A 10,897-nucleotide genomic window follows, 5' to 3' on the forward strand; every position below is an offset into this window, starting at 1 on the left:
GTGTTCTCCGTGCGTTACGCGGTCAGCGCCGGCTCGGAGCCGCCGGTCGGTGGGGATGCCGCAAATCGCAGGCTGTCGTCGTCGACCGGGCCTTCGCGCAGCATTTTGTAGTCGGCGCGGTAGTCCATGCAGGTGCGCCACGGCCCTACCACGCCCTGGTGCGGGAACTTCTCGACCGAGCGCTTGACGTAGCCGGCGCCGACCTCCAGCAGGGGACGGGTCGGCATGGTCGCCGGGGCCTGCGGATAGCAGATGCTCTGGCCGCGGGAGTCCATCAACCCCAGCAGCCGGCAGAAGTGCTCACATACCAGCCCGACCTTCAACGTCCATGAGGAGTTGGTGTAGCCGATCAGGTACGCGAAATTCGGGACGCCGCTCAGCAGAAAGCCCTTGAAAGCCACCTTCTTCGACACGTCGACGGACACGCCGTCCACCGAGAGTGCGATCCCGCCGAACGCCAGCAGGTTCAGCCCGGTGGCCGTGACCACGATGTCGGCTTCCAGCTCGCGGCCGGACTGCAGCCGGATTCCCCGCTCGGTGAATGTGTCGATCCGGTCGGTGACCACCGAGGCCCGCCCGTCGCGGATCGCGGCGAACATGTCGGAGTCCGGGACGGCGCAAAGCCGTTGGTCCCACGGGTTGTACGCGGGCCTGAAGTGCTCGTCGACCGGATAGCCCTTGGGCAGCTGCTTGGCGTTGAGGTGGCGGATCAGTCGGCGGGCGGCGGCCGGATGCTGCCGGCAGAACCGCCAGATCAACCGTTGCTTGGCGATGTTCTTATACCGGGTAAGGGCGTAGGCGCGGTCACGGCCGATCAGCTTGGGCAGCGTGTTGGCGATGCGGTCCTCCGATGGCACCGGCACGATGTAGGTCGGGGAGCGCTGCAGCATCGTCACGTGTCCCGCGGTCTCGGCCATGGCCGGGACCAGCGTCACCGCCGTCGCACCGCTGCCGATGATCACCACCCGCTTGCCGCGGTAATCCAGGTCCTGCGGCCAATGCTGAGGATGCACCACCTGCCCGCGGAACCGCTCGCGCCCCGGGAATTCCGGGGCGAACCCCTCGTCGTAGCGGTAGTAGCCGCTGGCGCAGAAGAACCATCGACAACTCATGGTGACGCGTTCGCCGGTGGCCCGGTCGATCTCGACCAGCCAGCGCGCGTCGCTGGTGGACCACGCCGCACTGATCACCTTGTGGCCGAACCGAATCGCGCGCCCGATGCCGTTCTCAGCCACCGTCTCGTGCAGGTAGGACATGATCGCGTCGGCGCTGGCGATCGCCTTGTCGTTTTCCCAGGCCTTGAACTCGTAGCTGAACGTGTGCAGGTCAGAATCGGAGCGAATACCCGGATACCGGAACAAGTCCCAAGTTCCGCCGATCTCGTCGCGGGCTTCCAGGATCGCGAAGCTCTTGGTCGGCGCCATGGTCTGCAGGTAGTACGCGGCGCCGATTCCGGAGATGCCGGCGCCGACGATCAACACGTCGACGTGCTCAATACCGTTGATATTCATCGTGATTCCTGTCTTGTCGAGCGGCTTGGGGTTCATTGGGGTTCATTGGGGTTTATTGGGCGGCCTTGGCCATCTGCGCGGAAACCCACCGGGCCAGTGGGGGAGCGACGCAGGACAACCCGTACATGACGTGTGCCTCCGCGGCGATGGGCGCGACGGCGCGATCGTTTCCGATTGCACGCAAGATGTTGCGGGCCGCGCGCTGCGGTGTGTATCCCCTCCTGCGGTAGGTGGCGGCGAGGCGCTGGCGGCGGCCTTCGGTGTCACCCGCCCCGCGGATCGGGCTGGATTTCGTGATGGCGGTGTTGATCACGCCCGGGCAGACGGCGGTGACGCCGATGCGGTAGGGCTTGAGCTCGGTGCGCAGTGCCTCCGAAAGACCCAAGACGGCGAACTTGGTCGCGCTGTAGGCCGACAGCGCGGGATTGGCAAGCAGTCCCGCCGCCGAGGACAGGTTGACGACATGCCCGCCGCGACCGGAGTTGATCATGGCCGGGACGAAGGCGTCGCAACCGTGCACGACACCCATCAGATTGATCGAGACCAGCCATTCCCAGTCCTTGAGGCTGGTGTCCAGGAAGCCGCCGACAAGTCCCACCCCGGCGTTGTTGACCACGATGTCGACCCCGTTGAAGTGAGCGAATGCCGCGTCAGCGAACCCGGTCATCTGCTCGGGGTCGGACACGTCCACCCGGCGAGTGATCACGTCACGCCCAAGCCCGCGCGCGGCTTCGGCGGTTTCGGCGACCGCGGCGTCGTTGATGTCACACAGCGCGAGGTTGGCGCCGCGCTGCGCGCACAGCAGAGCCAACTCGCGGCCGATGCCGCTGCCCGCTCCGGTGATGGCGACGACGCGACCGGACAGGTCTGAGGTGTTGAGGCGGGATCCGAATCTGAACATGGGAGCAAACTAAGGCCGGCCCGCGATGGTGGTCTCGTGCGACGACGCCAACGTTGGGCTCGGTCATTGTGACGCCGCGACAGCCGGACTACATTCCGGCCATGGAGCTCGAATGGCCGCCGGTGCATGACCCGGCCGCGCAGCGGGTATGGCAGCAGGTGCTGGTGCCGATCGCGGCCGAGTTGCGTGCCGGCGCCACCGACCTGGCCGAGCGCTCCGTCGCCCGGATGCAAGCCGAGCTCCCGCAGCTGTTTCCCGACGACCAGACGGTCAGGGAGAACGTGGTGAGCAGCGACGCGAGCCTGCGGCAGCTGGCCCAGATCATCGAGCTCGGCGCAGATCCGCGTCGGGTGGAGCTGCCGCCGTCCACGCAAGCGATCGCGCGCGCGGCCGTGCAGCGCCAGGTGGCGTTGGCCGATCTGATGCGGTTTTACCGGCTGGCTCAGGAACTGGTGTGGCAGTGGATGCTCGCCCGGATCGCGGCGACGGCGAAAGACGCCGCCCAGCAGGCGAAGGCGATGGAGCTGGCCACCGGGTGGATGTTCGCCTACGTCGACGGGGCGATGATGCGGGCCGAGCAGACCTACGAGGTCGAGCGCGACGCATGGTTGCGTGGCGCGACCGCCGCCCGCGCGAGCGCGGTCGACGACATTCTCGCCGAGCGTGAGCGGGAACCGCTGCGCGCGTCGAAAAGACTGCGCTACGACATCAATCGCCAGCATGTCGCCGTCATCGCGTGGGTTGACGACCTGCCCGAAGAGGGCGACGCCCAGCCGCTGTTGGGCCGCGTCATCGCCGGCATCGGGCGCGTCACGGGGGCGGAAAGTACCCTGGTCCATCCGTCGGGTTCCCTGGCGGTTGCCGCGTGGGTGAGCCGCCGGGGCCCGCTCACGGTGCGGGAGGCGACGCTGAGCGGTGCCGAGCAACCGACGAGCGTCCGCCTCGCCTTCGGTGATCCGGCTCGCGGGCTCAAGGGCTTTCGCCGGAGCTACCTCGAGGCCGCCCACGCGCGGCGCGTGGTATCGCTGATGGGGGCCCGCGGTGCTTCGGTCACCCATTACCGCGATGTCGCCGTCGCCGCTCTTGCCAGCGCGGACCGGGAGCATGCCACGACGTTCGTCACCAGGGTGCTGGGGCCGCTGGCCGCCGACAACGAGGACACCTATCGGCTCGCGACGACGCTGGCGGTCTATCTGGGCGAAAACCGCAGCCGCGTGCGCGCCGCCCAGCGGCTCACCGTGCACCCCAACACCGTCACCTATCGCGTGAACCAGGCCGAGGCGATCCTGGGCCGCAGCATCGACACCGACACGCTCGAGCTGTCTGTCGCGCTGGCGCTATTGCCGGCCCTGCCCGGTCTGGAGCATTTTCGGCACGCCGAATTGTGAGCCGAGCACAAACGCGGCCGTCAACGTTGTCTCGCCGCGCCGAGCGGATGCGGCCGACCGCTCCTATGTTTTGCTCCAGCCGCGCTGCGGTAGCAAACAATCCTCTCAAGGAGCAGTTGGAATGCAGACCCTGCCAGAGCTCGACGTCAATTACATCGACGGCGCCGAAAACCCGTGGATTCCCTTCGCCCCCCTGTCCGACCAGGTTCTCCTGAAGTACTGGAAGGTCGACCCGGTGCGGGCCGAGATCATCGTGTCGATGAAATTCCCTGCCGGACTTGAGCTTCCGCCGCACTACCACACCGGCATCGTGGTCGGCCACACCGTCAGCGGCGCATGGCGGTACAAGGAGAACGACTGGATCTCCCGCGCGGGCGACACCGTCTACGAGGTCGCGGGCTCCTCGCACACGCCGCAGAGCCTGGAGGACACCGAGGTGTTCTTCTTCCTGGTCGGTGAGCTGCTCTTCCTCGACGAGAGCAAGACCATCCTGTGGCAGGAGAACCACAAGACTTCGGTGGAGCGCTACAACGCCTACTGCGCCGCGAACGACATCGCCGCGCGCGACCTGACGAGCTGGAGCGCATGATGGCCACCGCGATCGAACCGAATGAAGGCCAGCTGGCCACTCTGGTGGCCGCGGCGTCGGACAACGACAGCCCCGTGGTCATGATCAACCTCCTACAGTTCAAGCAAGACGGAGCGGCGCACTACCAGCGCTACGCCAAGGAGGTTCAGCCGTTCCTCGAATCGGTGGGCGCCACGCTCGTCTACGCGGGAGACGCCAGCCACGTGGTCGCCGGCGACCTCGACCGTCCGTTCTGGGACGCCATCGTCGTCGTCCGCTACCCGTCGCGGGCGGCGTTCGTGTCCATGGCGACGAACCCCGAGTACTACGAGCGCGCTCACGTGCATCGGGCGGCCGCGCTGCATAGCACCCATCTGGTCGCCACGGATCCCTGGGCATCGGCTGCCGACGGGGCGCAGCCGCGCTAAGGGACGTCGTCGTCACGCTCTTCCTCGAAGAGGCGTTCCGGGTGGTGGTAGTCGTTGCTGCCCGGGCCGCGGCCCAAGCGCGGCGGCGGAATCCATTCGGTGCGCCCGTTCGGGAGTTTCCTTGTCCGCCAGCCCTTGTCGATCAGCTTGTGGTGTTGCGCGCAGGCGAAGGTGAGCTTGTCGGCGTCGGTCAATCCGCCGCCGGCCCACTCGTCGAGATGGTGGACCTCGCACCAGTAGCCCGGCGCGTCGCAGCCAGGATGCGTGCAGCCGCGGTCCTTCGCGTACAGCACGATGCGCTGATCCGGCGTGGCGATTCGCCGCGTCCGGCCGAGATACAGCGGGCGGCCCGAGTGCTCATCGAACACCGCCAGATAGTGGTAGCCGTGGCGGGCCATCCGGAGCACGTCGCGCATCGGCAGCACCGTTCCTCCGCCGGTGACCGCCCGCCCGGTGCCGGCCGTCAGCTCCTGCAGCGTGGTGGAGACGATAACGGTGACCGGTAATCCGTTGTGGGATCCCAGTTTCGGATCGCCCAGCCGGCCGCGCACCAAGGCATTCAGGGCGTCGTGCTGGCGTTGCGCGTGGCTGCGCAGGTCGCCGCTCGCCGACTCGTCGCTGGGTTCGCCTTCGACACAGGGCGTTTCGTCGTCCGGGTTGCACATGCCGGGCGCGGCGAACCGCGCCAGCCAGGCATCGAGGTTGGCGCGCAGTTCCGGGGACGCGACTAGTCTCCCGACGCTCATCCCGTCGAGGCGCTGCCCGGTCCAGGCGAAGCCGCGCTGCCGCGCGCGGTCGGCGTCGGAGAACTTGCCGTCCGGGTTGATCCGCAGCGCGCACCGGTGCGCGACCTTTTCCAGCTGGTCGGGACGCAAGCTCACCGCCTGCTGGGCCAGGAATCGCTCGGCCTTCTGCACAGTGTCGACCGGCGTCTCGCCGGGCAGGTCGCGGACGAACGTCTGGATCACCCGCAGGTGCTGACCGTCGAGCATGCCGTCACGCCACGCCCGGGCGGTGGCCGGCAACTCCGGCGGCAGCGCCTGGCCGGTGAGGGTCAGCCGCGGGGACAGCTGTCTGGCGTCCCGAAGCCGGCGGGCCGCCTCGGCAGGGCTGATCCGCAGCCAGTCGGCGACCACCTTGTGTACGGGGCCGCCGACGTGGGCAGGGTCCTCCTTCGCCAGGCCGGCGATCGCATCGTGGTTGGCCGCGACCTGGCGGCGTAGTGCTGTCTCCCTCCGCTCCAGCGCCCGCAGTCGGACCGCGGGCGGCAGGGCGTCGAGATTTCGTTGGGCGATCGCTGCGACGGCCACGTCAAGCGCGTCCAATTCGGCGGCCATGTCCGCCGGCATGTCGATCGAACTCATGTTCGAATAGTATCGGCCAGCGCCGATGCCGACACCCCCGAATGCGCTGGCTGTGGATAAGCATCCAACTGTGGACAAAACCAAGCGGTCTAGGGTGAAGCCCATGCGGGTAGGCGTCTTGGGAGCTAAGGGCAAGGTCGGTTCGGCGATGGCGGCGGGCGTGCAGGCCGCCGACGACCTGACCCTGTCCGCGGAGGTGGACGCCGGCGACCCGCTCGGCCTGTTCACCGACTCCGACACCGAGGTGGTCATCGACTTCACCCACCCCGACGTGGTGATGGGCAACCTGGAGTTCCTGATCGGCAACGGAATTCACGCCGTCGTCGGCACCACCGGCTTCACCGCCGAACGCCTGCAGCAGGTCGAGGCGTGGCTGGCGAAGAGCCCCCGCACCTCGGTGCTGATCGCGCCCAACTTCGCGATCGGCGCGGTGCTGTCGATGCACTTCGCCAAGCAGGCGGCGCGCTTCTTCGAGTCCGTGGAGGTGATCGAGCTGCACCACCCGCACAAGGCCGACGCCCCGTCCGGTACCGCCGCGCGCACTGCCAAGCTGATCGCCGAAGCGCGAAAAGGCCTGCCGCCCAACCCGGATGCCACCAGTACCGGCCTGCCGGGTGCGCGCGGCGCCGACGTCGACGGCATCCCGGTGCACTCGGTGCGGCTGGCCGGGCTGGTCGCCCACCAGGAGATCCTGTTCGGCACCGAGGGGGAGACCCTCACCATCCGCCACGACAGCCTGGACCGCACCTCCTTCGTGCCGGGCGTGTTGCTGGCCGTGCGGCGCGTCCAAGAACGGCCCGGCCTCACCGTGGGGCTCGAGCCCCTGCTCGACCTGCAGTGAACATGAACGCCACCCTGCGCACCCAGTTGCTCATCGCGCTCCTGTGCGTCGCGATGCTGGCGTACTTCGTGCTGCTGGGGCGGATGGCCGTCGCGATGATCGCCTCGGGCCGGGCGGCCGCCGTGGGGCTGGGGCTCGCGGTGATGGTCATGCCCCTGATCGGGCTGTGGGCGATGGTGGCGACGCTTCGCAACGGGTTCGCGCACCAGAAGCTCGCCCGCCTGATCGCGGCCGACGGCATGGAGCTCGACACCAGCGGGCTGCCGCGACGGGCGTCGGGCCGCATAGAGCGGGACGCCGCCGACGCGCTGTTCGCCACGGTACGCACCGAAGTCGAAGACCATCCCGACGATTGGCGGCGCTGGTACCGGCTGGCGCGCGCCTACGACTACGCGGGCGACCGCCGCCGGGCGCGGGCGGCCATGAAGACGGCGCTCGAATTGCAGGGCCGCCCATGAGCAAGATGCTGCTGATCGTCCACCACACGCCGTCGCCGCACTGCCACGAGATGTTCGAGGCGGTCGTCAACGGCGCCACCGATCCCGAGATCGAGGATGTCGAGGTCGTCCGCCGGCCGGCGCTGACCGTGTCGCCGGCCGAGATGCTGAGCGCCGACGGCTACCTGCTGGGCAGCCCCGCCAACCTGGGCTACATGAGCGGGGCGCTCAAGCACGCGTTCGACTGCTCCTACTATCAGCTGCTCGACTCGACGCGGGGGCGCCCGTTCGGCCTGTACTTGCACGGCAACGAGGGCACCGAGGGCGCCGAGCGCGGTGTCATGTCGATCACCACCGGCCTGGGCTGGACGAAAGCCGCAGAGACCGTGGTGGTTTCGGGCAAGCCGGACAAGGACGACCTGCGGGCCTGCTGGGAACTTGGCGCGACGGTCGCCGCCCAGCTGATGGACTAGCTGATGGCCCAGCTGATGGCCCAGCTGATGGTCTAGGTGTGGGGCGGCTGGAACGCCTCGGCCGGTTGGGCCAGGGCCAGCGCGGAGCTGGTGCCGATCGGGCCGTGCCGGTCGAACAGGGTGGCGGCGCCGGTGGCCACGCCGGCCGTGCCGTAATGGCTTTGCGCGGCCAGGCCCAGGTACTCACCGTCGGGCAGGCGGCTGGCGGTGACCGTGTAGTCGGCGTTGATGTAGCGCAATCCGCCGGTGCCCCAATGGGTCAGCGAACTTGTGATGTCACCGACGAAAGCCAGTCGGGTGAATGGGGTCAGGGGATAGCCCTGCACCATCGGGCGAAAGATCCGCGTCCAGGCGAACTTCCGGGAATGCGACTGTTCCCACTCGCCGGCCGCGATGCCCGGGCTGCCCGCGGTGGTGGCCCCGTATCCCCAGATCAGAAAGGGCATGTCGGTGGGAATGGCCTCGGAGTCGGCAGGCAGCGGCGGCATGGCCAGGGGCGCCGACCACACCGTCCCGTCGGGATGATCCCCCCGCCGCAGGAACAGCGCGCTGGCCCGCGCGACGGTGTTGCCGTTCTGCACCAGCGCGCCGTCAACGAGCTTGATCCGCCGGCCCTCCCGCTGCACCGAGGTGCGGATCTGCACGGGTTCGAGCAACGCCGGACGCAGCAGGTCGACCGTGAGACGGGCCGGCTGGAAGTCGGGCTCGACGCCGGATTGCTCTATGCCCCAACCCAACAGGCCACCGACGTTCTGGCCGCCCATCGCGGCGCCCCATGGTCCCCGGGTCAGCGGGCCCGGAACATACGAGTCACCGTCGACGGTGAAGAAGGCCTCGGGCACACCGGCGGGATCAGTCGTCACCGCTATGACGATAGGACACCGTGTGGCCAAAGCCGCGCGGTGTCACGCGCGGGTGGGTATCGCGACCTGCAGCGCGGTGCCGCCACCGGGCGGACTGGCAATGTCGAGGCGGCCCCCGAGCGCCTCGACCCGGTCAAGCAAGCCGAGGAGCCCGGATCCGTTGCGGCTGTCCGCTCCACCGACCCCGTCGTCGCGGATGGCGACCATCAGCTCCGCCTCGTCGGTCCGGGCGTCGACGTCGATCAGTGAGGCGCGCGCGTGTCGGGTCGCGTTGGTAAGTGCTTCCGCCACAACGTAGTACGCCGCGACTTCGACCGACTCGGGAATCTGTTCTTCCAGCGCCAGGCGAACGGTGACCGGAATGGGGCAGCGGCGGGCGAGCGCCTCGAGCGCCGGACCGAGCCCTCCTCTGGACAAGATCGCCGGATGAATGCCCCGGGCGAGCTCCTGGAGATCGGCCGACGCCGCGCTCAGACCCGCGACGGCCGCCGAGATCTCGTTCTTCAGCGAACCCAGTTCGGGCGGGACGCCGGCCTCGATCGAGCGCAGTTGCAGCGCAAGCGATACCAGCCGCTGTTGCGCCCCGTCGTGCAGATCGCGCTCCAGGCGGCGCCGGGCATCGTCGGCGGCCGTGACGATCCGCGCTCGCGACGCCGTGAGCGCCGCGTGCGCTTCCGCATTGGCAATGGCGGCCGCGACCAGCTCGCTGAACTCGCCGATCCGCTGTTCGGTATCGGGCGGCAGCGGCTCCGCGGCGGAGCCGACGACGGCGACACCCCACAGCCTGCCCTCGACCACGATGGGTGCGCCCACGCCGCTGCGCAATCCGAGACGGCGAATCAGCGCCGCCACGTCGCCAATCGCCGTGTCGTGACTGTCCATTCGAGCGGGCTGACCGGAATCGGCCACCATGGCGCCGATGTTCTGCCCGCCCAGGGACCAGCGGCTGCCGACGGGCATCTGCGCCACCTGCACGGGGTCGTCACGGGCCGCGACAAGCGTTGCGGTGCCGTCGTTCTCGTAGCGCCAAAGCGAAGCGTTGGCGACACCGAGCGATCTCGCCAGCTCGTGGGCGACCGCCGGGAAGACGTCCGATGGGCGCACTCCGCGCGCGACCAGAGTGGCAACCCGGCGAAGCGCGGCTTGTTGCTCGGCCAGCACACCGAGCTCGTCGCGGCTCGCCTCGGCGTCTCGCCGCCGCTGTTCGGCGTCCGCGGCGTGGGCCCGTGCGGTGCGCGCCAGGGCGTTTGCCACCAGTCCGACGACGACGAAGACCAGCAATGCCGTCCAGTCCTGAGGCTGGCTCGGCACCATCGTGCTGTCCGGCCAGCCACGAAAGTAGTCGAAAGCGAGCGCGCTGAGCGCCGCGGTGGCGGCGGCCAGTCCGGGGCCCCAGCCGGTAGCGACGATCAGCACCCCGATCAGGTAGAGGACGCCGAAGGCGTTGTCCTCGGCGAGCGTCTTGAGCAGCAGCATGACGGCGGTCTCCACGCCGATGCAGGCGGTCGCGACCGCGATCCCCAGCGGCGTGGGCAGTGGGTCGCGCGACAGCAACCTCCAGCCCAGGCGAGACAGGGCCTGTGACTTGGCTTTCGGCACCGGTCAGCGGGCCTTCAGGAAGGTGACGACCGCACGAACCCGTCGGTGATCGTCCGGGGTCTCGCGCAGCTCCAGTTTGGTCATGATGCTGCGGACGTGCTTCTCGACGGTGCCCTCGGTGACCCACAGGCGGCGGGCGATGCCGGCGTTCGAGCGCCCTTCCGCCATCAGGGCGAGGACCTCCAACTCCCGTGGGCTCAGCGCGGCCAGCGGGTCGTTGCGCGTGCGCGATTCGACCAACTCCTGGACCAGAGCCGGATCGACCACACATGCGCCGCCGGCGATGCGGCCCAGCGTGTCCAGGAAGTCGTCGACATCGGTGACCCGCGTCTTCAGCAGGTAACCGACGCCGCGATGACAATCCGCGAGGAGCTGCCGCCGGTCGGGCTGGTGATCTTGTCCGCGCACGTGGACGTCGAGCCGGCGATGCGGCTCCTGGCCAGCGGCCGCGGCGTCGGTTACCTGCTGAAGACGCGGGTCACCGATGTCGACGACTTCCTGGACACGCTGGGCCGCATCGCCGG

11 protein-coding genes and 1 pseudogene are annotated in these 10,897 nt (G+C 68.9%); 6 read left to right on the top strand and 6 right to left on the bottom strand.

Translation table 11 applies throughout. The features are described from left to right. Positions 1–14 precede the first annotated feature (14 nt). Together A5713_RS24165 and A5713_RS24170 are read right to left on the bottom strand one after the other, a co-directional pair. Positions 15–1,511 carry an NAD(P)/FAD-dependent oxidoreductase gene (locus A5713_RS24165; protein WP_068098736.1) on the bottom strand — a complete coding sequence of 499 codons (1,497 nt, stop codon included), beginning with the start codon at positions 1,509–1,511 and terminating at the stop codon, positions 15–17. 52 nt (positions 1,512–1,563) lie between these two features. Beyond that, positions 1,564–2,412, bottom strand: coding sequence for an SDR family NAD(P)-dependent oxidoreductase (locus A5713_RS24170; RefSeq protein ID WP_068098710.1), 849 nt, complete (start codon positions 2,410–2,412; stop codon positions 1,564–1,566). A 101-nt stretch (positions 2,413–2,513) separates the two neighbouring features. Here A5713_RS24170 and A5713_RS24175 point away from each other — a divergent pair, with 101 nt between their 5' ends. The 3 genes from A5713_RS24175 (at position 2,514) to A5713_RS24185 (ending at position 4,796) form a co-directional block, all read left to right on the top strand. Then, complete coding sequence (locus A5713_RS24175) at positions 2,514–3,800, top strand: CdaR family transcriptional regulator (protein WP_068098711.1); 1,287 nt, start codon at positions 2,514–2,516, stop codon at positions 3,798–3,800. Between the two features lie 121 nt (positions 3,801–3,921). After that, positions 3,922–4,389: a 2,4'-dihydroxyacetophenone dioxygenase family protein gene (locus A5713_RS24180; protein WP_068098713.1), complete on the top strand. Its 468-nt coding sequence runs from the start codon at positions 3,922–3,924 to the stop codon at positions 4,387–4,389. Further along, the gene (locus A5713_RS24185; RefSeq protein ID WP_231980651.1) at positions 4,386–4,796 is read left to right on the top strand and encodes a DUF1330 domain-containing protein; all 411 of its coding nucleotides are present in this window, start codon (positions 4,386–4,388) and stop codon (positions 4,794–4,796) included. The genes A5713_RS24180 and A5713_RS24185 overlap by 4 nt, the downstream gene beginning before the upstream one ends. On the opposite strand, the gene A5713_RS24190 is transcribed toward A5713_RS24185, so the two are convergent. Further along, complete coding sequence (locus A5713_RS24190) at positions 4,793–6,160, bottom strand: HNH endonuclease signature motif containing protein (protein ID WP_068098722.1); 1,368 nt, start codon at positions 6,158–6,160, stop codon at positions 4,793–4,795. The two genes, A5713_RS24185 and A5713_RS24190, sit on opposite strands and share 4 nt — an antisense overlap. A gap of 103 nt (positions 6,161–6,263) precedes the next feature. Here A5713_RS24190 and dapB point away from each other — a divergent pair, with 103 nt between their 5' ends. From dapB to A5713_RS24205, 3 genes are read left to right on the top strand one after another with little or no spacing between them, the layout of a single operon-like run. Further along, the gene (dapB, locus tag A5713_RS24195; protein WP_068098724.1) at positions 6,264–7,001 is read left to right on the top strand and encodes a 4-hydroxy-tetrahydrodipicolinate reductase; all 738 of its coding nucleotides are present in this window, start codon (positions 6,264–6,266) and stop codon (positions 6,999–7,001) included. A 2-nt stretch (positions 7,002–7,003) separates the two neighbouring features. Next, a complete protein-coding gene (locus tag A5713_RS24200; protein WP_067920116.1) occupies positions 7,004–7,459 on the top strand; it encodes a hypothetical protein in 456 nt (151 codons plus the stop codon). Next, complete coding sequence (locus A5713_RS24205; protein WP_068098726.1) at positions 7,456–7,911, top strand: flavodoxin family protein; 456 nt, start codon at positions 7,456–7,458, stop codon at positions 7,909–7,911. The genes A5713_RS24200 and A5713_RS24205 overlap by 4 nt, the downstream gene beginning before the upstream one ends. Before the next feature lie 32 nt (positions 7,912–7,943). Here A5713_RS24205 and A5713_RS24210 read toward each other — a convergent pair whose 3' ends face one another. The 3 genes and pseudogenes from A5713_RS24210 to A5713_RS24220 all read right to left on the bottom strand — a co-directional run. After that, a complete protein-coding gene (locus tag A5713_RS24210) occupies positions 7,944–8,774 on the bottom strand; it encodes a thioesterase family protein (RefSeq protein WP_068098733.1) in 831 nt (276 codons plus the stop codon). A gap of 42 nt (positions 8,775–8,816) precedes the next feature. Further along, positions 8,817–10,373, bottom strand: a complete 1,557-nt coding sequence (locus tag A5713_RS24215) for a GAF domain-containing sensor histidine kinase (protein WP_082973131.1) — start codon at positions 10,371–10,373, stop codon at positions 8,817–8,819. Positions 10,374–10,376: 3 nt separating this feature from the next. Further along, a pseudogene (locus A5713_RS24220) lies at positions 10,377–10,727 on the bottom strand (LuxR C-terminal-related transcriptional regulator); the annotation flags it as partial. Positions 10,728–10,897 lie beyond the last annotated feature (170 nt).

Source organism: Mycobacterium sp. E2497 (genome assembly GCF_001668695.1).
Lineage (GTDB): Bacteria > Actinomycetota > Actinomycetes > Mycobacteriales > Mycobacteriaceae > Mycobacterium.

Excerpts from the sequence above, each read along its gene's own strand:
- A5713_RS24180 (WP_068098713.1), top strand. The coding sequence starts at position 3,922 with ATGCAGACCCTGCCAGAGCTCGACGTCAATTACATCGACGGCGCCGAA.
- A5713_RS24165 (WP_068098736.1), bottom strand. The coding sequence starts at position 1,511 with ATGAATATCAACGGTATTGAGCACGTCGACGTGTTGATCGTCGGCGCC.
- A5713_RS24175 (WP_068098711.1), top strand. The coding sequence starts at position 2,514 with ATGGAGCTCGAATGGCCGCCGGTGCATGACCCGGCCGCGCAGCGGGTA.
- A5713_RS24200 (WP_067920116.1), top strand. The coding sequence starts at position 7,004 with ATGAACGCCACCCTGCGCACCCAGTTGCTCATCGCGCTCCTGTGCGTC.
- A5713_RS24205 (WP_068098726.1), top strand. The coding sequence starts at position 7,456 with ATGAGCAAGATGCTGCTGATCGTCCACCACACGCCGTCGCCGCACTGC.
- A5713_RS24190 (WP_068098722.1), bottom strand. The coding sequence starts at position 6,160 with ATGAGTTCGATCGACATGCCGGCGGACATGGCCGCCGAATTGGACGCG.
- A5713_RS24170 (WP_068098710.1), bottom strand. The coding sequence starts at position 2,412 with ATGTTCAGATTCGGATCCCGCCTCAACACCTCAGACCTGTCCGGTCGC.
- dapB (WP_068098724.1), top strand. The coding sequence starts at position 6,264 with ATGCGGGTAGGCGTCTTGGGAGCTAAGGGCAAGGTCGGTTCGGCGATG.
- A5713_RS24185 (WP_231980651.1), top strand. The coding sequence starts at position 4,386 with ATGATGGCCACCGCGATCGAACCGAATGAAGGCCAGCTGGCCACTCTG.